Origin of the sequence: Pseudomonas sp. F01002 (assembly GCF_004402115.1) — a bacterium.
GTDB classification, from domain to species: Bacteria; Pseudomonadota; Gammaproteobacteria; order Pseudomonadales; family Pseudomonadaceae; genus Aquipseudomonas; species Aquipseudomonas frigoris.
In genome coordinates, this window is record NZ_SOPU01000018.1 from 675,823 (window position 1) to 697,981 (window position 22,159).

20 protein-coding genes and 1 pseudogene are annotated in these 22,159 nt (G+C 59.0%); 14 read left to right on the forward strand and 7 right to left on the reverse strand.

Features of this window, described 5'->3' with window-relative positions; translation table 11 throughout:
* The coding region (locus E3W21_RS17000) for a glycine betaine ABC transporter substrate-binding protein (protein WP_256661573.1) at positions 1-795 on the reverse strand (795 nt) is incomplete at its 3' end.
* A gap of 15 nt (positions 796-810) precedes the next feature.
* Positions 811-2,325 carry a choline-sulfatase gene (gene betC / locus E3W21_RS17005; protein WP_134421114.1) on the reverse strand — a complete coding sequence of 505 codons (1,515 nt, stop codon included), beginning with the start codon at positions 2,323-2,325 and terminating at the stop codon, positions 811-813.
* A 114-nt stretch (positions 2,326-2,439) separates the two neighbouring features.
* Here betC and E3W21_RS17010 point away from each other — a divergent pair, with 114 nt between their 5' ends.
* Positions 2,440-3,390: a LysR family transcriptional regulator gene (locus E3W21_RS17010; RefSeq protein ID WP_095126794.1), complete on the forward strand. Its 951-nt coding sequence runs from the start codon at positions 2,440-2,442 to the stop codon at positions 3,388-3,390.
* Between the two features lie 105 nt (positions 3,391-3,495).
* Here E3W21_RS17010 and E3W21_RS17015 read toward each other — a convergent pair whose 3' ends face one another.
* Positions 3,496-4,161: an NAD(P)-dependent oxidoreductase gene (locus E3W21_RS17015; RefSeq protein ID WP_134421116.1), complete on the reverse strand. Its 666-nt coding sequence runs from the start codon at positions 4,159-4,161 to the stop codon at positions 3,496-3,498.
* A gap of 82 nt (positions 4,162-4,243) precedes the next feature.
* Here E3W21_RS17015 and E3W21_RS17020 point away from each other — a divergent pair, with 82 nt between their 5' ends.
* The gene (locus E3W21_RS17020; RefSeq protein ID WP_134421118.1) at positions 4,244-4,570 is read left to right on the forward strand and encodes a DOPA 4,5-dioxygenase family protein; all 327 of its coding nucleotides are present in this window, start codon (positions 4,244-4,246) and stop codon (positions 4,568-4,570) included.
* 5 nt (positions 4,571-4,575) lie between these two features.
* Here the strand turns inward: E3W21_RS17020 and E3W21_RS17025 are convergent, their stop codons facing one another.
* Positions 4,576-4,977 (reverse strand): GFA family protein, encoded by a 402-nt coding sequence (locus E3W21_RS17025; protein WP_134421120.1) that lies wholly within the window; start codon positions 4,975-4,977, stop codon positions 4,576-4,578.
* A 319-nt stretch (positions 4,978-5,296) separates the two neighbouring features.
* Between E3W21_RS17025 and E3W21_RS17030 the strand changes: the two genes are divergently transcribed.
* Positions 5,297-6,604: a CitMHS family transporter gene (locus E3W21_RS17030; RefSeq protein ID WP_134421122.1), complete on the forward strand. Its 1,308-nt coding sequence runs from the start codon at positions 5,297-5,299 to the stop codon at positions 6,602-6,604.
* An 85-nt stretch (positions 6,605-6,689) separates the two neighbouring features.
* Positions 6,690-7,457, forward strand: a complete 768-nt coding sequence (locus E3W21_RS17035; protein WP_046044900.1) for a TerC family protein — start codon at positions 6,690-6,692, stop codon at positions 7,455-7,457.
* Positions 7,458-7,610: 153 nt separating this feature from the next.
* Here E3W21_RS17035 and E3W21_RS17040 read toward each other — a convergent pair whose 3' ends face one another.
* Entirely contained in the window at positions 7,611-7,892 is a 282-nt protein-coding gene (locus E3W21_RS17040) for a DUF6124 family protein (RefSeq protein WP_134421124.1), read from the reverse strand.
* Positions 7,893-8,331: 439 nt separating this feature from the next.
* Here E3W21_RS17040 and E3W21_RS17045 point away from each other — a divergent pair.
* The 10 genes and pseudogenes from E3W21_RS17045 to E3W21_RS17090 all read left to right on the forward strand — a co-directional run.
* Positions 8,332-8,813, forward strand: a pseudogene (locus E3W21_RS17045) (PAAR domain-containing protein); the annotation flags it as partial.
* 19 nt (positions 8,814-8,832) lie between these two features.
* Entirely contained in the window at positions 8,833-9,990 is a 1,158-nt protein-coding gene (locus tag E3W21_RS17050; RefSeq protein ID WP_134421126.1) for a DUF2515 family protein, read from the forward strand.
* Positions 9,990-10,625 carry a hypothetical protein gene (locus E3W21_RS17055; protein WP_256661574.1) on the forward strand — a complete coding sequence of 212 codons (636 nt, stop codon included), beginning with the start codon at positions 9,990-9,992 and terminating at the stop codon, positions 10,623-10,625. Before E3W21_RS17050 ends, E3W21_RS17055 begins: the two co-directional genes overlap by 1 nt.
* Before the next feature lie 284 nt (positions 10,626-10,909).
* Positions 10,910-12,568, forward strand: coding sequence for a Na/Pi cotransporter family protein (locus E3W21_RS17060; protein ID WP_134421128.1), 1,659 nt, complete (start codon positions 10,910-10,912; stop codon positions 12,566-12,568).
* A 195-nt stretch (positions 12,569-12,763) separates the two neighbouring features.
* A complete protein-coding gene (locus tag E3W21_RS17065) occupies positions 12,764-14,152 on the forward strand; it encodes a pitrilysin family protein (RefSeq protein WP_134421130.1) in 1,389 nt (462 codons plus the stop codon).
* A 220-nt stretch (positions 14,153-14,372) separates the two neighbouring features.
* Positions 14,373-15,404: a DUF5924 family protein gene (locus E3W21_RS17070; protein WP_134421132.1), complete on the forward strand. Its 1,032-nt coding sequence runs from the start codon at positions 14,373-14,375 to the stop codon at positions 15,402-15,404.
* 53 nt (positions 15,405-15,457) lie between these two features.
* Complete coding sequence (locus E3W21_RS17075; RefSeq protein WP_134421134.1) at positions 15,458-16,606, forward strand: ABC transporter permease; 1,149 nt, start codon at positions 15,458-15,460, stop codon at positions 16,604-16,606.
* Entirely contained in the window at positions 16,603-17,406 is an 804-nt protein-coding gene (locus E3W21_RS17080; RefSeq protein WP_134421136.1) for an ABC transporter ATP-binding protein, read from the forward strand. Before E3W21_RS17075 ends, E3W21_RS17080 begins: the two co-directional genes overlap by 4 nt.
* A 1-nt stretch (position 17,407) precedes the next feature.
* Positions 17,408-18,346 carry an MlaD family protein gene (locus E3W21_RS17085; RefSeq protein WP_134421138.1) on the forward strand — a complete coding sequence of 313 codons (939 nt, stop codon included), beginning with the start codon at positions 17,408-17,410 and terminating at the stop codon, positions 18,344-18,346.
* Positions 18,343-18,969 carry an ABC-type transport auxiliary lipoprotein family protein gene (locus E3W21_RS17090; RefSeq protein WP_134421140.1) on the forward strand — a complete coding sequence of 209 codons (627 nt, stop codon included), beginning with the start codon at positions 18,343-18,345 and terminating at the stop codon, positions 18,967-18,969. Before E3W21_RS17085 ends, E3W21_RS17090 begins: the two co-directional genes overlap by 4 nt.
* Positions 18,970-19,026: 57 nt before the next feature.
* Here the strand turns inward: E3W21_RS17090 and E3W21_RS17095 are convergent, their stop codons facing one another.
* Both E3W21_RS17095 and gltP read right to left on the reverse strand, forming a co-directional pair.
* The gene (locus tag E3W21_RS17095; protein ID WP_134421142.1) at positions 19,027-20,256 is read right to left on the reverse strand and encodes a nucleoside recognition domain-containing protein; all 1,230 of its coding nucleotides are present in this window, start codon (positions 20,254-20,256) and stop codon (positions 19,027-19,029) included.
* 202 nt (positions 20,257-20,458) lie between these two features.
* Complete coding sequence (gltP, locus tag E3W21_RS17100) at positions 20,459-21,790, reverse strand: glutamate/aspartate:proton symporter GltP (RefSeq protein ID WP_134421143.1); 1,332 nt, start codon at positions 21,788-21,790, stop codon at positions 20,459-20,461.
* Positions 21,791-22,159: the final 369 nt, after the last annotated feature.

Below are 22,159 nucleotides of genomic sequence, written 5' to 3' on the forward strand. Positions count from 1 at the left end.
CTTCTTGTTCACCACGTCGGCCATGATGCTGTTCTCCATTTCCTGGGTGAAACTCAGGTTGGTGAGCAGTTTGCCGATGTTCGGGCAGGCCTGTGCATAACCTTTGCGGGTCAGGGTGTGGACGCTGCCGGTGTCGCCGAAGTACTTCTCGCCGCCCTTCAGATAGTGCATTTTCAGTTGCACGTTCATCGGGTGCGGGGTCCAGCCGAGGAAGGTCACGAACTTCTGTTTTTTCACCGCACGAGACACTTCCGCCAGCATCGCCTGCTCACTGGACTCGACCAGTTTCCACTGGCCCATGTCAAAGTCGTTCTTCTTGATGATTTCCTGCAAGGAGATGTTGGCGGGAGCGCCGGAGCCGATGCCGTAGATCTTCTTGTCGAACTTGTCGGCGTATTTGTTCAGGTCGGAAAAGTCATGCACACCCGCGTCCCAGACGTAATCCGGGACCGCGAGCGTGAATTCGGTGCCGTCGAGGTTCTTCGCCAGTTGCGTGACATCGCCAGTGGCCACGAACTTGTCGTAGAAACCCTGTTGTGCCGGCATCCAGTTACCGAGAAACACGTCGACCTGACCGTCTTTCAAGCCGCCAAAGGTGATCGGCACTGCGAGCGTGTCGACCTTGGCCTTGTAGCCCATGCCGTCCAGCAGAAACCCGGTGATGGCGTTGGTCGCGGCAATGTCGCTCCAGCCAGGGTCGGCCATTTTCACCGTCTCGCAACTCTGATCGGCATACGCCGATGCACTGCCCAGAGCCAAAAGCCCGACCGTCATTGCTGTGGATAACCTACGCATGGCATTCCCCTTAACTTATTGGTTTTGGCAGGGTTGTGGATAACGTGCTTTACGCTCCAGATCGTCGAGGTCGATGTGGTTGCGCATGTACTGCTGACTGGCGTCCACCAGCGGCTGGTGATCCCAGCTCTTCAGTTTGCCGATGGTTAACGCATCGGCGACAAAACGTCGGCGCCGTTGGCTGGCGAGCACTTGTTGGTGGATCGCCGGGATATCCCATTTGGCACGGGCTTCGGCGAGAAATTCATCGAAAAGCGGCCGATGTTGCGGCGATTGGCTGAGCTCTTCCTGTTCACGCGGGTCGTTGTGTACGTCGAAGAGTAGGCAAGGGTCGTCTTCGCTGTAGATGAATTTGTAGGCGCCGCGACGAATCATCATCAACGGGCTGATGGTGCCTTCAGCCATGTATTCGCCGAAGACCTCGTCATGACCGCCCTGCCCTTGCAGGTGCGAGACCAGTGAGCGGCCATCCAGCGGCAACCCAGGCTCCAGCGACCCGCCGGCCAGTTCCACGAAGGTCGGCAACAGATCGGCAGTGGAGACCGCCGCGCTGACCCGGCCAGCGCCGAATTGCCCCGGCGCACTGATCAACAGCGGCACGCGGGCGGCCATTTCGTACCAGTGCATTTTGTACCAGAGACCACGCTCGCCGAGCATGTCGCCGTGGTCGCCGGAGAACACAATGATGGTGTCGTCGATCAGGCCGGTTTCCTCGAGTGTTTGCAGGAGTTTGCCGACGTTGCTGTCGACGTAGCTGCACGCACCGAAGTACGCCCGGCGCGCATCGCGAATCTTATCCACAGGCAGCGGTTTGTCCCACAGGTCGTAAACCTTGAGCAAACGCTGCGAGTGTGGATCAAGTTCGGTCTGCGCCGGGGTTTCGGGCAATCGGATATCGGCATCGTCGTACATGTCCCAGAAGGCCTTGGGAATGGTGTACGGGTCGTGTGGGTGAGTCATCGAAACGGTCAGGCAGAACGGCTGATCGCCATCCTCACGAATGTGATCGAACAAATACTGTTGGGCCTTGAACACCACTTCTTCGTCGAAATCCAGTTGATTGGTGCGTACGCACGGCCCGGCTTGCAGCACCGAAGACATGTTGTGAAACCAGGTCGGACGCACGTCTGGTTCGTCCCAGTTCACAGACCAGCCGTAATCGGCCGGGTAGATATCGCTGGTCAGGCGTTCTTCATAGCCGTGTAGCTGATCCGGGCCACAGAAATGCATCTTGCCCGACAGCGCGGTGCGGTAGCCGAGTCGACGCAGGTAGTGGGCATAAGTGGGTACGTCGGCGGGGAAATCGGCCGCGTTGTCGTAGGCGCCGATCTTGCTCGGCAACTGACCGCTGACCAGGGTAAAACGCGACGGCGCGCACAGTGGGCTGTTGCAATAGGCGGCGTCGAACACCACGCCTTGGGCGGCGAGACGGCTGAGATTGGGCAGTTTGATGGGCGAAGGGCCGTAGAACGGCAACATTGGCGCGGCCATCTGATCGGCCATGATGAAAAGAATATTCTTGCGCTTCATGTGATCGCGGCATTCCATAGTGAATATTTATGCGAGAGTGCTGCGATCGAGCATGTAGCCCAAGCAATTTGTGGTAAAGCCCATGCACGGCAATGACTAGGATAAGCACAGCTTATGTATGACGCCCTTGGTGATTTGTCTCTGGATTTGCTTCGCGCCTTTGAAGCGGCGGCCCGTCAGCGCAGTTTCACGGCTGCCGCGGTAGAGCTCGGCACCACGCAACCGGCCATCAGCCAGCAGATCAAACGGTTGGAAGAACAACTCGGGACGCGGCTGTTCGACCGGATCTATCGTGGCATCGAATTGACCGAGGCCGGAACGATCCTGTTTGAGCAGGTTCAGCTCGGATTGCAGAACATCGATGCAGGATTGAGCGCGATCAGTGCACAGCACCAACATGAAGTGTTGCAGGTCGCCACCGATTTCGCCTTCGCCGCGTATTGGCTGATGCCGCGCCTGCACCGCTTCCATGCCGCCAATCCTCAGGTGGATGTCAGCCTGGTCACCAGCGAACGCAGCCTCAACATGCTGCGCACCGATATTGATGTGGCGGTGTTGTTTGGTGATGGCCGATTCAAGCAGGGCGAAAGCCATTGGCTGTTCAGCGAAGAAGTCTTTCCGGTGTGCAGCCCGCTGCTGTTGAAGGATCGTCCCCTGCCCTTGCCATCCCAGTCATTGCTCGAGTTCCCGCTGCTGCACCTTCGAGGCGAAAACAGCAGCAACTGGTTCGACTGGAGCGGCGTGTTTCGGGAATTGGGGATCGCTTCGGCACCTGCGCCTGGGCAATTGCGCTTCGACAATTACACGCTGCTGATTCAAGCGGCGATTGGCGGCCAAGGCGTGGCCATCGGGTGGCGGCACCTTGTGGATAACTTGCTGGCGCAAGGTTTGTTGTGTCGACCGATTGCGGAAACTGTCATTTCCAGGCTCGGCTATTACGTGGTCCTGCCCCAGCGAAAAAGGCGTGGTGCGCTGATTCAACAGTTTGTGGACTGGCTGATGGCCGAGCAGGCGAGCAGTGCGCAATCGCTGAACGGCTTACCGTTACCGTCGATTGCCGTTTAGAAGCGAAAAGATCGCAGCCTGCGGCAGCTCCTACAGTGGGCCGCGCATGGCAAAGATCGATGCCGATACGCGGAGCCCTGTAGGAGCTGCCGCAGGCTGCGATCTTTACGGCTCTGAAGTCGCGACGAAGGTTACGTGTTCGCCGACATGCAGGTTCAACCGCAACTCATCGGCAATCCCCACGGCCACCCGGATCAACCGTTCAAGCGGTTCGGCGAGACCCGGCTCCAGGCTGCTGCTGACGTGGCTGAAATGTTCGATGGTCAGCCCGGGCACCCCGCGGGGCGCATTCACCAGCGTCCAGTGCAAGGTGCTACTTTGCAGGGCCTCGCGGATTTCTTCGGCGGCGTGGCGTTGCAGTCGATCTTCTATCTCCGGATCGTCCAGTACCTCGAAATCTCCGACCAGAAACAGCCGGGCAATCCCTGAGGCCTGCATGCCATCGATCAGAGCATCCACCGCCAGCACTTGCTCGACCGGGCCGGGCACGATGAATTTTTCCACGTGCTCGCTGTTCATCGGCAATCCGGGTGCATCCAGGAGACAGATCACCGCCGAACACCCGGCGACGCTCTGCTTGACTCGCTTGGCGTCGAACAAATCACCGGTCTTGGTCCGCAATCCCGGGCGCGGCGCGAGCGCCGTCAAATCATCGAGAATCGCGATCACTTCATGTTGGCGCCGCAGCATTTCAGCCATCAGCGCACTGCCCAAGCTACTCATGGCACCATAAAGCACCACTTTTACCACCGGGGTTTCGGCATTTTTCATGGCCGTGCTCCGTTCTTTCTATCAATATGGCGTGTGACCTGTGGGAAACAACGCCGGTTCGACTCGGTTCAGAGGGTTTCAAATGCAGCGGATCAAGGGCTACCACGCCCATGTTTATTTCGACGCCAGCACCCTTCCTCAGGCGCGAGCCTTGTGTGAGCAGGCGGCGCAACTGTTTCCAGTGAGGATGGGGCGCGTCCATGAACGGCCGGTGGGCCCACACCCGGACTGGAGCTGCCAGTTGGCTTTCGAGCCGCAATACATCGGCGACGTGCTGCCCTGGCTTGCGCTCAACCGCAAGGGTTTGGTGGTGTTCCTGCACCCGGACACCGGGAACGATCTGCTCGATCACACCGAGTATGCCATCTGGATGGGCGCGGTTCGGCCGCTGGATCTGTCTATTTTTTGATCAGTTTACAACTGTTCCTCAGCTTCGCCGGGCAAATGTTCATCCAGATGCAGCCAGGGCAGACGGTTGTCCGTCCAGATATGCCGTTGGGCGGGTGCCTGCTCGGGATGATCGAGGGTGGCAATGGTCACGTCGATGCTGTCCGGGCTCAGGTGCGAGACCAGCGCCAGTTGCGCCCCACAGTTGCCGCAGAAATACCGCACGCAGGTTGTTGAAGAGTCGTACTGCGCGGGTGTCCCTTTCACCCATTCAAAGGCGGATGCCGGCACGGTGATCCAGGTGGTCACGATCCCGCCGCTGACCCGTCGGCAAATCGAACAATGACAGTGGGCGATGTCGTGCAAAGGCCCACTGAATTGATAGCGCAGATTTCCGCAATGGCAGCCGCCTGTATGAATTTCGACCATGTTTTGTCCTCCTGCCCTGTTTTCAGGGACTTTGACCCCGCCCGACGACCGGTTGCACATCTGGTCAATGCTTTCATCCGCGAAAGCTGGGTGAAAGCTTCCCCGATTAGGATCGCCCCCACTACCGGCAACAGACCGGTCGGCCAATGCCAGTGTTTTATCGCTCGCACAGCCCATTTAACAACAACAATGGTGATCCTGATGTCCTCTGCTACCCGCCACTTCGCTGTCACTCCGCCCATACGCCTCGTGCTTCCCGTTCTGCGCTGACCCACCCGGTTCGCCCATTCCCTAGCCGCGCTATGCCTGGAGTATTCCCATGCTGACTTTCCTTGGCTTTGCCATGGTCATCACGTTCATGTTCCTGATCATGACCAAGCGCCTTTCCGCGCTGATCGCTCTGATCATCATCCCGATCCTGTTCGCGCTGTTCGGTGGTTTTGCGCCGAAGATCGGCCCGATGATGCTCGAAGGCATCACCAAGCTCGCACCGACCGGTGTGATGCTGATGTTCGCCATTCTGTACTTCGCCCTGATGATTGACTCCGGCCTGTTCGACCCGGCCGTGCGCAAGATCCTCAAACTGGTCAAGGGCGACCCGTTGAAAGTTTCGGTCGGCACCGCCGTACTGGCGCTCGTCGTGTCCCTCGATGGTGACGGCGCGACCACTTATATGATCTGCGTAGCCGCTATGCTGCCGCTCTACGCCCGCATCGGCATGAGCCCGCGGATCATGGCCGGCCTGATCATTCTCGCCGGTGGCGTGATGAACATGACGCCTTGGGGCGGCCCGACCGCTCGCGCCGCCAGTGCGCTGCATGTGGACCCGTCCGATATTTTCGTACCGATGATTCCGGCGATGGCTTTCGGCGTTGTGGCAATCCTCTTGATTGCCTACTTCTATGGCAAGCGTGAGCGTGCGCGCCTGGGTGAGCTGCACCTGGTGGGCGAAGAAATAGACCACAGTGAAATCACCGTTTCGCAATTCCCGGATGCCCGTCGTCCGAATTTGATCTGGTTCAACGGCGCCCTGACCCTGGCCCTGATGTGCACCCTGGTTGCCGGTCTGTTGCCGATGCCTGTGCTGTTCATGGTGGCGTTCAGCATCGCGATGATCGTCAACTATCCGTGCCTGCAACAGCAGAAGGACCGCGTCGCGGCTCACGCCGGTAGCGTGCTGGCGGTGGTCGGTTTGATCTTCGCGGCCGGTATCTTCACCGGTATCCTGTCGGGCACCGGCATGGTCGATGCGATGTCGAAAAGCCTGTTGGCGGTCATCCCGGACTTCCTCGGCCCGTACCTGGCGGTGATCACTGCACTGGTGAGCATGCCGTTCACGTTCTTCATGTCGAACGATGCATTTTATTACGGCGTGTTACCGGTACTTGCGGAAGCCGCCAGCCATTACGGTATAACCGCGGTTGAAATGGCACGTGCCTCGATCGTCGGTCAGCCCGTCCACCTGTTGAGCCCGCTGGTACCATCGACCTACCTGTTGGTGGCCCTGGCCGGTATCGACTTCGGTGATCACCAGCGTTTTACCCTGAAGTGGGCAGTGCTGGTTTGCATGTGCATACTGATCGCCGCCTTGCTGATGGGGACTTTTCCGCTGTTCAGCACTCTATAAGCCCAAGACTCACCATGACGGGTCCAGGCTTTGTTGTTTGAAGCCCGGGCCCTTCGTGGTTTAACACATCCACAAAGGAATACACATGGAATGGCTGACCAACCCTGAAATCTGGGTTGCCTTCTTCACCCTGACCGCCCTGGAAATCGTTCTGGGTATCGATAACATCATCATGATTTCGATCCTGGTCAGCCGCATGCCCAAGCACATGCAGGCGCGCACACGGATTTTCGGCCTGGCACTGGCCATGGTCACGCGGATTCTGTTGCTGCTGTCGATCACTTGGGTCATGCGCCTTACCGCCGACTTGTTCGAAGTGTTCGGCCAGGGTATTTCCGGGCGTGACCTGATCCTGTTCTTCGGTGGTCTGTTCCTGCTGTGGAAGAGCTCGCAAGAGATGTACCACGCGCTGGAAGGTGAAGACGAAACCAATGAGGAGCCGGGCGGCAAGGGCGGCAACTTCCTCTACACCATCATTCAGATCGCGATCATCGACATCGTGTTCTCGCTGGACTCGGTTATCACCGCTGTGGGCATGGTGTCCCACGTACCGGTCATGGTCGCGGCGATCGTCGTTGCCGTGCTGGTGATGATGTGGGCTTCCGGCACCATCAGCGAGTTCATCGACAAGCACCCGTCGCTGAAGATGCTGGCGCTATCGTTCCTGTTGATCGTCGGTACTGTGCTGATTGCTGAATCCCTCGACGTTCACGTGCCAAAAGGCTACGTCTACTTCGCCATGGCGTTCTCGCTGGCGGTGGAAGCGATCAACATCAAGATGCGCACCGCGATGGCGAAAAAGCGCAAGCAGCAGGATCCGGTGAAACTGCGCAAGGACATTCCGGGTCAGTAACCCGAATGCGCTGCGCTGACTACGTCAGTCAGTGAGTGCGCAAAACCTGTGGGAGCGAGCTTGCTCGCGATAGAGGCCTGTCAGTCAACATCAATGTTGAATGTGATGGCCTCATCGCGAGCAAGCCGCTCCCACATTTTTTTTGCTCTGTGATTACCCTGGCGGATCGAGGTTATCCAGCACTCGATTCACGGCCAATTCCCCCAGCATGATGCTTTGCTGAATCCCCAGCAGAGTGCTGCGCTGTGGGCCATCCAGAAACCCTGCGAAATCACTGGCCATTACGCTGGCTGACGCCAACGATTCGCAGGCGTGCGCGAGTAAGGTTTCGTTATCGACCTTGGGGTCTATGAAGAAAATGCTGCTGGGTTTGCGCGGCGGGAAGTCGTGGGGGACCGGATCGGTGTCCGGTGGGTTGGGCGTTACCTTGAACATAGATAGAACTCCAGTACTGATTACGTGGAGCCATCACTCTCGCTACCAAACGAAGGGTGGCGGCCATACACAGGTTGGTAGACCGGAGTACTGGAACCGGCGCCCCCGAAGGGACCCTGCGCATGGCCACCATAAAGCTGCGACCTGAATAAGCGTCCGCAAGAAGTGGCTATGCGCCAGACTCCGGGCTACCAAACCCGATCACTGTTTTTCAGCGACTGGGAAACGATAGAGACCCAGGCCAAGGCGCACAAGCCGGCGGATTCTGGCGTAACCGTAGGCAACGACGCAAGGTGTTGTAGCCTCCGAGAAGTAACTCTGGGTGTCATTAAACATGTGTCGTAGAGCGCGTGAATCACATCAACGCAGTTGAAGAATTAGCCGACAGCTCTTTCCAAAGGTTGACGCACAGAGTTCTGGTGTTTAGCGTCCCCCGCTCGCCGCGCGCCTCACGGACCCCACCACCTGCCCGCTTCCAGGCACGGCACCAACCCCATCGCCAGCGGCTCACCCGATGTCTTTTTCAACGGTCTCGCCGCCGCTCGGGTCAGCGACAAATGCACCTGCGGTCAGGCCCTCAGCGGTGGATTCTCTTCAACGGTGTTCGTCAACGGCCTGAACGCCATGACCCTCGACAGTACCGCCAGCCATGGCGGCGTGGTGATCGGCGGCTCCGGCAACGTCATCATCGGCAGCGGTCACACCGCCGCACCATTCATTCCGCCCCTGCCGATCATTGGTCAGCCCTTGGTCGAATTCAAAGCCGTCAGCGCCGGCAATGGCGAACCGATTGCCGAACAGGACTACGAAATCGAAACCGCCGAAGGCCGCATCGTCAAAGGCCAGACCAACGCCCTGGGCATGACCCAAAGCGTCGCCACCTTACAGCCCGACCTCGCCGTAGTCCGCTGGACTGTCTGACGCCTCAAGGAAGAATGAAATGACCGGCCAATGCATCGCTCCAGACGACCTGGACATGAAAAAACTCTGGGACAGCACCTGCGAACTGCCCGCCTGCAAACGCGAAACCACCAAGGGCGGTCCCAACCCGAAAACCCGTGTCGAAGTGCCGTTGCTAACCTGTAACTGCCTCTGGCGCAGGTTTCAGAAAGAAGCCGAAGAATGGGTCGCACCGGGCGGCGTACTGATTGCCGACCCGCAAGCTCGCAACCGCAAGATCAACGCCGCGTATGCGCAGTTGTGGCTGGCGGATAACCGGTTTCAGTGGGCGGGGTTGGCGGCGTTTGCTTCGAAGCAGGTGGGGTGTGGGTTGATTCATGCCACCAAGTTGCAAACGGCTATTGCGGCGCAGAAGGCTGCGCAAGAGAAATTGCGAACGGGTAAGTCGGAAACCATTTTCGAAGGGTTTGGGTTCAAGCTCAGTAAGACAGATCCAGAAATCGAGAAAGAATTAGCGAAAGCCAAAGCGGCCAATCCTCTTCCTACTGATGATATTACCTTCGGCGACAGCTCCCGTTCCGCTATTCAGCAGCAGTTGGACTACGTGTATGAAATGCTTGCCCTCGGTAACACCTCACTGTTTCTGGATGTTTATCCGCTGCATCGATTTTTTATGGTGCGGGGCTATAAGGAAATGGAGAAATGCTTGAAGAGCCGTCGCGGCATTCTGAAAGATGTGATGTGGCCGATTGCAGGGAAGGTGGAGTTTGGTGTTGATGCAGGCGAGATATATCGGACCTTTGAAGCCATTGATGGCGGCGACATTGCCGAGAGCGTAAGGCAGATGGCGCGTCATGAACAATTGAATATCTTGCAACCAGCCATGTACGAGGACACCCACTTCGCAGCGCTGATGCGTAGCACGCACGCAGGTAACTATGTGTCTGTGGTAACAGGGTTGATGTCCGGCGCGGCAGAAGAAATTCAATTAACGCTGGCTAGTCAATGTAAAGCACCTGATAGCAGGCAGGTTTCATTTTCCAAGAACCCTGTGGCTAATCTTGCGGACAAAGATCAGCGGATGGAGTTCGTATTACGTGCAGCCAGTCAATTTGACAATTTGCTTAAAAATCCCGCAACTCGTGCTCAGTTGAAGCAATCGATTACGGACATTGCCAATGGAGGCGGGATCAAGTGATGAAGTTTTCACGTCGAGCGCTGATTATCGCGACTGGGTCAGTTGTCTTGTTGGCGGGTGCTATAGCGTATTTCATGTCCAGTTCCGCCACGCTCTATGCCCATGTCGGCAAAGCATATGCCGAGGTCGTCAAAGACTCTACTTTCCCCGTCGAGCGCCAAACCGCGGTTTACCCAAGCGAACCTCCCGAAGTTGACTCCACCTGGATAAGCAGTCCGGTCGTCATTACGTTTGATGATCCTGAACATGGCTTTACCTTGCCCCAAACCATCTACGGGGCTGTGGGTTACAACAAGGGAAAAGTGGATGGCATCACTACGTCTCCGATGGTGGAGACGTTACCTTTCGCCCAAACAGCAAAACTGTTGGGCGAGCTGCAATCCCTGTTCAAAAAGACCGGTTGGACACCTGAGTTGGCTGAAGGTAACGACTGGATAAAAGTATCGAGTGATGAAGAGAAACGACAGTTACAAGCCAAGCTGTTTGATCAGGCTGATGGAGTAATTCTTCTGATTCCCAACAAATACAGTCTGTTACTGCACATCAAATGCTACGCCCGCTGTGATGAGCGAGACGCCGAAACAGCCAGGTATCTGATCGACATAGGGCTGAGCAGGGATCATTTCAGCGATTGAGTTCTCCCCCCGATTTTAGGGCTGCTGCGCAGCCCAGCGGGAGCAAGCTCCCTCGCCACAGGTTATGGTCGCGTAACCTTTCAACTGAGGGGCTGAGATCTATGGGCCCCTTTTTCACCTCGGCATCAACCTGTTTTCATGACAGTTTTGTTTCAATCGCTTCTTTAGCTGTGCGATGCTGGCGCGCAGACCGTTAGCCAACTACAGCTTAAGTACAGAACGTAGAAGAACGCGCGGCACCGTCAACTTGCCCCTTTGGGGCGCTACCACCACAGGGGGCCTGCATGCTCACCCTGCTCAATTTGTTATCTGCCGTGGCCTTGTTGATTTGGGGCACGCACATCGTCCGAACCGGCATCCTGCGGGTCTACGGTTCAAACTTGCGCCACGTGATTGGCCGGAACATGTCCAAGCGCTTGCTGGCGTTCATCTCGGGGATCGTCGTGACGGCGATGGTCCAGAGCAGCAACGCCACCGCCATGCTCGTCACCTCCTTTGTCGGTCAGGGCCTGATGGCGCTGACCCCGGCCCTGGCGACGATGCTCGGGGCCGATGTCGGTACCGCGCTGATGGCGCGGGTGCTGACCTTCGATCTGTCGTGGCTATCGCCGCTGCTGATCTTTCTTGGGGTGATTTTCTTCCTGTCGCGCAAACAGACCCGGGTCGGACAGATGGGCCGGGTCAGTCTCGGCCTGGGGCTGATCATCCTGGCGCTGCAACTGATCGTCGAGGCTGCCGCGCCGATTACCCAAGCCCAAGGCGTGAAAGTGATTTTCGCCTCGCTCACCGGCGACATCTTGCTGGATGCCCTGGTCGGCGCCCTGTTTGCGATGGTTTCCTACTCCAGCCTGGCCGCCGTCCTGCTGACCGCGACCCTGGCCGGTGCCGCAGTGATCAGCCTGCCTGTGGCCATCGGCCTGGTGATCGGCGCCAACATCGGCAGCGGCATCCTTGCCTTCCTCAGCACCAGCATGCAGAACGCCGCTGGCCGTCAGGTGGCGTTGGGTAGCCTGCTCTACAAACTGATCGGCCTGTTGCTGATCATCCCGGTACTCGACCCGTTAGTGCACTGGATCGACAGCCTGGACTTCAGCCCTCAGGAAATGGTCATCGGCTTTCACCTGCTCTACAACACCGCGCGCTGCCTGATCTTGCTGCCCAGTGTCGGGGCGATGGCCAGGCTTTGCGCGTGGCTGCTTCCGGAGCGGCCGGAAATCAACGGCACCGCCAAACCGCGGCATCTTGATCCAACAGCGCTGGTCACGCCCAGTCTGGCGCTGGCCAATGCCGCCCGGGAAACCCTGCGCATCGGCGACCTGATCGACAACATGCTCGAGGCCATGCTCGACGTGCTGAACGGAAAGCAAACCGCCATTACCCAGGAAATGCGGCGCCTGACCGATGATGTTGAATCGCTTTACAGTGCGATCAAGCTCTATCTGGCGCAAATGCCCCGCGAGGACCTCAGCGAGCAGGACAGCCGGCGTTGGGCAGAAATCATCGAGTTGGCGATCAACCTTAAACTCGCCAGCGACGTCATCGAACGCATGCTGCGCAAGGTTCAGCAGCAGAAAACCTCGCAGCGCCGGTCTTTTTCCGAGGTTGGCCTGGAAGAACTGGCGGGGCTGCACAGTCAGTTGATTTCCAACCTGCGCCTCGGCTTGTCAGTGTTCCTCAGTGCCGATAAGGAAAGTGCCCGCCAGTTATTGCGTGAGAAACGTCGCTTTCGCGCACAGGAACGGCGCCTGGCCCATGCTCACGTCAGCCGATTGCAACGTAAGATCGTGCAGAGTATCGAGACCAGTTCGTTGCATCTTGAGTTGATTGCCGACATGAAGCGTCTGAATTCGCTGTTTTGCAGCAGCGCGTATGTGGTGCTGGAAACTTCCGACACCGGCGCCCTGGCTGTCGACGATTTCGCTGACATCACGCATTCGCCTTGAACGTCTGGCAGAGTGGTCAGTCAGTAACATTGATTCAGCATGAAGGCCGCCTTCGCGAGCAAGCTCGCTCCCACAGTGGATCCTCGGTGTACTCGGAAATTGTGTCCGACTCAGATCACCTGTGGGAGCGAGCCTGCTCGCGAAGGCGGCCTGGCTGACGACACGGATCTCCGATTGGTTGCCTGGAAGCTTGCTATGCGTTGTCTGTTGTTCGCCTGTCTGTTGCTTGGCTCATTCCCTTCATTTGCCCTGGATCGCTTTCAGGTCGAGGGCTATACGCTGCCCAACGGCCTGCAATTGCTGCTCAAACCCGGCACCGAGCGTGGGCATGTGGCGATTCGTCTGGTGGTCGGCGTCGGCATCGATGATTTCAGCTGCGCCGACAAGGAGCTGCCGCACCTGCTTGAGCACTTGCTGTTCAGCGGCATCGACGCCACGGGCGAAGGCGGGCTGGAAGAGCGCATGCAGGCCTTGGGTGGCGAGTGGAACGCTTACACCAGCAATGCCGACACGACGTTCGTCATTGAAGCCCCGGCGAAAAACCAGCGCAAGGTCCTCGACCTGCTGCTGGCGCTGCTGACCCAGACCCGAATCGACGACAACGCCATCAACGCCGCCAAACAAGTGGTCGAGCGCGAGGACGGCGGCCATTACTCGCACCTGCAACGCTGGCTGGATCGCCAGGATCTTGGCCACACGGCGAGTAATCAGCTGGCGGTGGAACTGGGCCTCAAATGCCCCGAGCGGCCTGAGGTCGATCACCTGACCCGCGAACAAGTGGAGACGGTACGAAAGGCCTGGTACGCGCCCAATAACATGACCCTGATCGTCGTCGGCGACCTTGAGCGCTTGCTGCCGGCCTATCTGGAACGGACTTATGGCGCGCTTGAAGCGGTCGACCCGACTGATCACCCGCCCCTGCCGGCCATCCAGGCCAGTGCTGCCCATGAGCGCACCCTGAGTCACGGTTTTGTCGGCGGCAGTGCCAAGTTGCATTGGCTGGTGCCAGAGCCGGTGCTGGAAGACCAGCACGACGAAACCTTCGACTTGCTCAAGGACTATCTGGACTGGGCGCTCTACCGCCAGCTGCGCCTGACTCATAGCTTGTCCTACGGGCCTTCGGCCGAGCGCGAGGTGTTTGGCGGTGTGGGCTTCATGAGCCTGAACGCAGACCTTGAGCGCGATGACGTGTCCAAGGCCGAAAAGGTGCTGGATGATCTGAAGGCTGGGTTGCTCAGGGACGGTCTCAATGCCAACACCTTCAACCGCCTCAAGCAGGCCGCCATTGCCCGCCAGGCCTGGGCCGTGCAAGGCAACAGCGCGTTGGCCGATTATTACTGGAGTGCCCTTGGGGACTACGAGGACGGCCGTTTCGCCAACCCGGCCAAGGAACTGCAAGGGGTGACGCTGGAGGAAGTGAACAAGGCCATGCGTGAGTTGCTCATGCAACCGGGGTATTTACGCATCGAGAAACCGCTGATGAGTGATGACCAGTTGATGTGGGCGATTGGCGGGGTGTTGGGGCTCATCGTATTGATGCTGCTGGGTTGGCGCTTGCATCGAAGGGCACCACGAACCGTGTAGCAGCTGCCGAAGGCTGCGTTCGGCTGCGAAGCAGTCGCAAATCCGTTACGTCAGATATATCTGATGGACCGGGTTGAATGGTTTACGACTGCTCCGCAGCCGAACGCAGCCTTCGGCAGCTGCTACACGGGTTTTGTGATCGGACCGCAGCCCCTCGCCACGCCGACCCACGGCGGTTACCCTGTCGGGGATTTTTCCCACGACTATTGCGAACCGCCGAATGCCTACTCTGACCCTATACGTCCAGCGCATCCTGGAATTGATGAAGCGCTACCCAGGGGTCATTGCGCTCGGTGGTTTCATTTCCGGGGTCGGCAGCTTCATTCTGGTGGATCGCCAGCAAGGTCTGGCGACCTGGATCACCACCATCATGCTGGTCAGCTGGATCTGGCTGATGCTGGAAAACAGCCTCACCAAGCTGTTCGCCAGGATCTTCAAACGCGAAATACCCCAGCCTCTGCTGCGTTACGCCACGCAGATGATCCACCAGGAGAGCCTGTTCTTCGTCCTGCCGTTCTTTTTTATCACCACCACCTGGAACAGCGGCCAGCTGTTCTTCACCGGTCTGCTGGGCATCGCCGCGCTGATTTCCATCATCGACCCGCTCTACTACAAATGGCTGGCCCCCCGGCGCTGGGCGTTCCTGGCGCTGCACACACTGACGCTGTTTGCTGCACTGCTGACCGCCCTGCCCGTCATCCTGCACCTGACCACCGCTCAGAGCTTCAAACTGGCCCTGGGCACCGCCGTCGTGCTGTCGTTCCCGAGTCTGGCGTCGATCTTCCCGATTCGTACCGTGCGCAATGCGCTGGCGATTTTGAGCATCACCGTGGGTATCGGTGGCGTTGGCTGGGTGCTGCGTTCGTGGGTTCCGCCGGCGACGCTGTGGATGACCGACGTGGCCATCAGCACGCAAATGCAGGACCGCACACCTGGCAAGAGTCTGGAAGAAGTCAGCGCAGACCAGATCCGTGGTGACGGGCTATATGCCTACACCGCGATCAACGCCCCGCGCGGTCTGGATGAGCGGATCTACCACGTGTGGCAGTTCAACGGCAAAGAGGTCGACCGCATCCCGCTGGATATCCACGGCGGGCGTAAGGAAGGCTATCGGGCCTGGACCCACAAGCAGAATTTCCCCGGCAACCCCGCAGGTAAATGGCAAGTTCGGGTGTTGACCGAAGATGGCCAGGTCATCGGTGTGTTGCGCTTCGTGGTAAAGGACAACAAGCCTGCGACTGCCGCAAAGTAACCCGTTCGTGCTATTACGTAGAGCTGCGTAATAGCCGATAAAGCACGGAGCTTATGACCAGCAGCACAATGGCCGGTAGCGCCCGACTGGACACCTCTCACTCCCCTGCTCAGTTGCGGGTAACGGGTGACTGGACGCTTGTCCATTACGCCGATCTCAAGCACCTGAGCGAAAAGCTCCGCGGCCAATACGACGACAGCACTCACATCGACCTCAATGGCCTCGGCGCGCTCGACACCGCCGGCGCGTCGCTGCTGGTGGAGTTGCTGGGGTCCGAGCGTTTGGGCCGATCCGCCGAACATCCCGATTGCACACTGTCCTCTGCCGACCGTGCCTTGTTGCAGACCGTCTATTGCTCGCTGACCGACTTCTGCGTGCCGATCAAGGAACCGGAAATCAGCGTCGGCATTCAACTGCTGACCCGCATCGGCCGCGCGGTCGACGCGATCTGGCAGGACACCCTGCAACTGCTGGGTTTCGTCGGCCTGATTCTGGAAACCATCGCCCGCAATCTGTTTCGCCCCAAGCGCTGGCGCATTACGCCGATGGTGGCGCACATCGAACAGACCGGCCTCGACGCCGCCCCCATCGTCGCCCTGCTGACCTTTTTGGTGGGCGCCGTGGTGGCGTTTCTCGGGGCGACGGTGTTGGCGAGTTTTGGCGCGAGTATTTTCACCGTGGACCTGGTGGCGTTCTCCTTCCTGCGCGAATTCGGTGTGTTGCTGACCGCGATCCTGATGGCCGGCCGCACCGCCAGTGCGTTCACCGCGCAGATCGGCTCGATGAAAGCCAACGAAGAAATCGACGCCATCCGTACCTTGGGCCTGGACCCGATGGAGCTGCTGGTGGTGCCGCGAGTCTTGGCCCTGCTGGTCGCGCTGCCGATGCTGACCTTTCTGGCGATGCTCTCGGGGATTGTCGGCGGCGGTGTGGTTTGCGCGGTGGCGCTGGATATCTCGCCAGCGATGTTCCTGTCGCTGCTGCAAACCGACATCGGTGTTCAGCACTTTTTGGTGGGGATCGTCAAAGCGCCGATCTTCGCGTTCCTGATCGCCGCCATCGGCTGTCTTGAAGGCTTCAAAGTCAGCGGCAGCGCCGAGTCCGTCGGCGCGCACACCACGTCCAGCGTGGTCCAGTCTATTTTCGTGGTGATCGTGCTCGACGCCGTGGCCGCGCTGTTTTTCATGGAGATGGGCTGGTGAGTCGACTACCCCGAGCGCCCTCTGAGGCGGTGATCGAAGTCCGTGGGCTGTGCAATCGCTTCGGTCGCCAGAGCGTGCATGAGAACCTTGATCTGGATTTGTACAAGGGCGAAATTCTTGCCGTGGTCGGCGGTTCCGGCAGCGGTAAATCGGTGCTGTTGCGCAGCATCGTCGGCTTGCGCCAGCCCAGCGAAGGGGTGGTGAAGGTCTTCGGCAAAAACCTGCCAACGCTGTCTGAACACGAGCGCTCGATGGTCGAACGGCGCTTCGGCGTGCTGTTCCAGAAAGGCGCCCTGTTCTCTTCGCTGACGGTCACCGAGAACGTCGCCCTGCCCCTGATCGAGCATGCCGGTTTGAGCCGAGAGGACGCCGAACACCTGGCGGCAGTGAAAATGGCCTTGGCCGGGTTGCCGCTGTCGGCAGCCGACAAGTACCCCGCTTCGCTGTCCGGCGGCATGATCAAGCGTGCGGCACTGGCCCGGGCGCTGGCGCTGGACCCGGACATCCTGTTTCTCGACGAACCCACCGCTGGCCTCGATCCGATTGGCGCGGCCGCGTTCGATCAATTGATCCTGACCCTGCGCGATGCGTTGGGCCTGAGTGTTTTTCTGGTGACCCACGACCTCGACACGCTCTACACCATCACCGACCGCGTGGCGGTGCTGGCGCAAAAGAAAGTGCTGGTGGCGGATGCGATCAACAAGGTGTCGGAAACCGACGATCCGTGGATTCACGAATACTTCCATGGCCCTCGCGGCCGCGCGGCGCTGACCGCCGCTCAACAGCTTAAGGAGGTCTGACATGGAAACCCGAGCCCATCATGTATTGATCGGCCTGTTCACCGTGATTGTGGTGGCGGGCGCCCTGCTCTTCGGCTTGTGGCTGGCCAAGTCCAGCGTCGACACCGAGTTCAAGGATTACGAAATCGTCTTCAACGAGGCCGTCAGCGGCCTGTCCAAGGGCAGCGCCGTGCAGTACAGCGGGATCAAGGTCGGCGACGTGGTGACCCTGCGCCTGGACCCGAAAGACCCGCGCCGGGTGCTGGCACGGATTCGTCTGGGTGGTGATACGCCGATCAAGGAGGACACCCGGGCCATATTGGCGCTGACCGGGATCACCGGCACCTCGATCATTCAGCTCCGCGGTGGTACACCGCAGAGTCCGAAGCTCAAGGGCAAGGACGGTGAATTACCGACGATTATTGCATCGCCCTCGCCTATCGCTCGCTTGTTGAACGACAGCGGCGACCTGATGGCTGGCGTGAACATGCTGATGCATAACGCCAACCAGATGTTTTCCTCGGACAACGTCGAGCGCATCAGCAATACCCTTGAGCATCTGGAGCAAACCACCGGCACCATCGCCGACCAACGCGGCGATATCCGCCAGGCGATGCAGCAACTGGCCTCGGTCGGCAAACAGGCCGGCGCCATGCTGGAACAGACGTCGGCGCTGATGCGCAACGCTAATGGCATGCTCAATGATCAAGGCAAGCAGGTGTTCGGCAGTGCCGAGCAGGCGATGAAGTCGCTGGAGCAGAGCAGCGCGACCATCAACACGCTGCTCACGACCAATCAGGATTCGCTCAACAGCGGCATGCAAGGCCTCAATGGTCTGGCTCCGGCGGTGCGTGAACTGCGCGACACCCTGACGTCGTTGCGGGCTATTTCCCAGCGTCTGGAAGCCAACCCCACCGGTTATTTGCTGGGTAATGACAAGAACAAGGAGTTCACGCCATGAAGCTGACTCACCTCGCCCTCCTCGCCGGCTTCATTGTGCTCAGCGCCTGCTCGATCCTGCCCAAGTCCGAGCCGTCCGATGTCTATCGGTTGCCTTCGGCCCAGAGCAGCGCATCGGCCAGTCACGGGACGCCGCAGCGCTGGTCGTTGCGTCTGACCAAGCCGCAGGCCAGCGAAGCCTTGAACAGCCCAAAGATCGCCGTGATCCCTCAAGGTGACCTGATCAGCAGCTACAAGGCTTCGCGCTGGAGCGACCCGGCACCGGTGTTGCTGCGCAATCGTCTGTTGGATGGTTTCCAGCGTGATGGTCGGGTGACATTGCTGAGCACCGACGACAGCAACTTCCAGGCGGATCTTGAACTGGGCGGTAGCCTGCAGGCATTCCAGACTGAATACCAAGGAACGAACGCGAGCGTCGTCGTGCGTCTGGATGCGTTGCTGGTGCGCGGTTATGACCAGCGAATCCTCGCCAGCCGACGCTTCGAAGTGCGCCAGCCGTTGAGCGATGCGAAGGTGCCGGCGGTGGTGGCCGGGTTTGGCCAGGCCAGTGATCAACTGACGGCACAGGTGGTGGCTTGGGCGGTGGAGCAAGGGCAGAAAGTCGCGCTACCGCTCAGACCTTGAGGCCAACGCAAACCCAATGTGGGAGCGGGCTTGCTCGCTCCCACAAGGGTTTTGTGGTTAGCCAAAGAACCAGTAACAGACGCCGATCGCGCCGAGAACGCCGGCAAACTCCGCCAGCAACGCACACCCTACCGCATGCCGCGCCCGCTGGATCCCCACCGCGCCGAAGTACACCGCCAATACATAGAAGGTCGTTTCGGTACTGCCCTGAATCGTCGCCGCCACCAGCGCCGGGAAGCTGTCCACGCCAGACGTTTTCATGGTTTCGATCAGCATCGCCCGGGCGGCACTGCCGGAGAACGGCTTGACCATGGCCGTCGGCAGCGCATCGACGAAGCGCGTGTCCCAACCGGCCCATTCCACCAGATGCCGAATCCCGTCCAGGCCAAAGTCCAGCGCGCCGGATGCCCGCAGCACGCCGACGGCACACAACATTGCCACCAGATACGGCAGCAGGGTCTTGGCCACGTCGAAGCCTTCTTTGGCGCCTTCGACGAATGCTTCGTAGACCTTCACTTTGCGTAATGCGCCGATCACCAGAAACAACATGATCAGCCCGAACAGTGTCAGGTTGCCGAGGATCGATGACAGGCCGGCCAGAGCGGTCGCTGAGAGCGTCGCCAGCAGCGCCATGAAGGCACCGAGGGCCAAGGCACCGGGAATCAGGTATGCGAGCACCACCGGGTCCCACAGGCGCAGACGCTGCATGAACGCCACCGACAGCAGCCCGACCAATGTCGAGCAACTGGTGGCGAGCAGGATTGGCAGGAACACCAGGGTCGGATCGGGCGCACCTTGCTGGGCGCGGTACATGAAGATCGTCACCGGCAGCAGGGTCAGGGAGGAGGCGTTGAGCACCAGGAAGAGGATCTGCGCGTTGCTGGCGATGGTGTCGCTGGGGTTGAGCTCTTGCAGCGCTTTCATGGCCTTTAGGCCGATCGGCGTGGCGGCGTTGTCCAGGCCCAGGCCGTTGGCGGCGAAGTTCAGCGTGATCAGGCCGATGGCTGGGTGCCCGGCCGGCACTCCCGGCATCAGCCGCAGGAACAACGGGCCCAGCGCTTTGGCCAGCCACTCGACGATCCCGGCCTTCTCGGCAATCCGCAGAAAGCCCAGCCAGAGGGTCAGGGTGCCGAACAGCAGGACCATGACCTCGACGGATAACTTGGCCATGGCGAAAATGCTTTCCACCATCGCCGCGAAGATGCCGGCGTTACCGCCGATCAGCCATTGCGCCAGTGCCGAAACGGCAGCCACGATGAAGAAGCCAAGCCACAGGCCATTAAGCATCAGTCAAATCCCCCGAAGAATGCGGCGAATGATAGCGGGGTAGCCAGAAACGACAAACCCCGGATTTCTCCGGGGTTTGTTTGTGCGATATACGCGGACCAGTGTGGGAGCGAGCTTGCTCGCGAATACGGAGTGTCAGTCGACCTATTTACTGAATGACACACCGCTTTCGCGAGCAAGCCCGCTCCCACAAGGGACCTGCTTAATTGCTGGAAATCTCGCCCACTGGCAATTTTTCCTTGCTGCGCCAGTGCGGCAGGGAGTTCCAGTAGCGCTGGCCCTTGGCGTCGTCGTACATGCCTTCCCAACGGGAGATGACCAATACGGCCAAGGCATTGCCGATCACGTTCAGTGCGGTACGGGCCATGTCCATGATGCGGTCGACACCGGCGATGAACGCCAGGCCTTCGAGTGGAATACCCACGCTGCCCAAGGTGGCCAGCAGCACCACGAAGGACACACCCGGTACGCCGGCGATGCCTTTGGAGGTGACCATCAGGGTCAGCACCAGCAGCAATTGCTGGCTGATCGACAGATCAATGCCGTAGAGCTGGGCAATGAAGATGGCCGCGATGCTCTGGTACAGGGTCGAACCGTCGAGGTTGAACGAGTAGCCGGTCGGGACCACGAAGCTGCAAATGGCTTTCGGCGCGCCGTAGGCTTCCATCTTCTCGATCACACGCGGCAGCACGGTTTCAGAGCTGGCGGTGGAGTAGGCCAGCACCAGCTCATCCTTGAAGATGCGCATCAGCTTGATCACCGAGAAGCCGAACAGGCGAGCGATCAGGCCCAATACCACGAAGGCGAAGAAGGCGATGGCGACGTATACCAGGATCACCAGTTTGGCCAGCGGCAGCAGGGACGCGAAGCCGAAGTTGGCCACGGTCACCGCGATCAATGCGAAAACGCCGATCGGGGCGTAGTTCATGATCATGTGAGTGACTTTGAACATGCTTTCCGACATGCCCTGGAACATCTTCACCAGCGGCTCGCGCAGGTCCGATTGCAGGCTCGACAGACCGAGACCGAACAATACGGAGAAGAAGATGATCGGCAGCATCTCGCCGCGGGCCATGGCCGCGAAGATATTCGACGGGATCAGGTTGAGGATGGTCTGGATGAACGCATGTTCATGCTGAACCTCAGCGGCGGTGGCCTGGTACTTGGAAATATCCACGGTACCCAGGGTGCTCATGTCGATGCCGGTGCCCGGATGGAACACGTTGGCCAACACCAGACCGACCACGATGGCGATGGTGGTAACGATCTCGAAATAAAGAATGGTCTTGAGGCCGATACGCCCGAGCTTCTTCGCGTCGCCGACGCCTGCAATACCGACAATCAAGGAGGAGATCACGATCGGGATCACAATCATCTTGATCAGACGGATAAAGATATCGCCTGCCGGTTGCAGGACGTTGCTGACCCACCAGGCCTTTTCGGCACTGAAATGGTTGAGCAGCGCACCGATTGCAATCCCCAATACCAGACCGATGAGGATCTGCCAGGCGAGGCTAAGCTTTGCCTTCTTCATATCTTTACCCTTACTTGCGTTTGACTCAGACAGATGCAAGAACTGGAACGCTTGTGGCGAAAAAGTCTTGTGCATCGGCCCCCGTATAAGGTGCCCCGGAGCGCTTGTTATCGGCTCTCTGGCAGGCGAAAAAAGGCGCAACTATTCAGATGCAAGGAAGCAACGTCTAATGCCGTAAACGCCTACCCTATGCCGAATCGGCATGAGCTTTTTTAACTGAAACTCGCGTCCCAACCGGTTCGAATACGACATTTCGGCAGGCATAAGTGCCGTGAACCGGCCATCGTAGAGGAGGTTGGTTGTTTTTTGATCAAGGGAATGTGGGCTAAAACTAGGGAAAAAGCCTACGTTCAAGCGCGAAAATTCTCG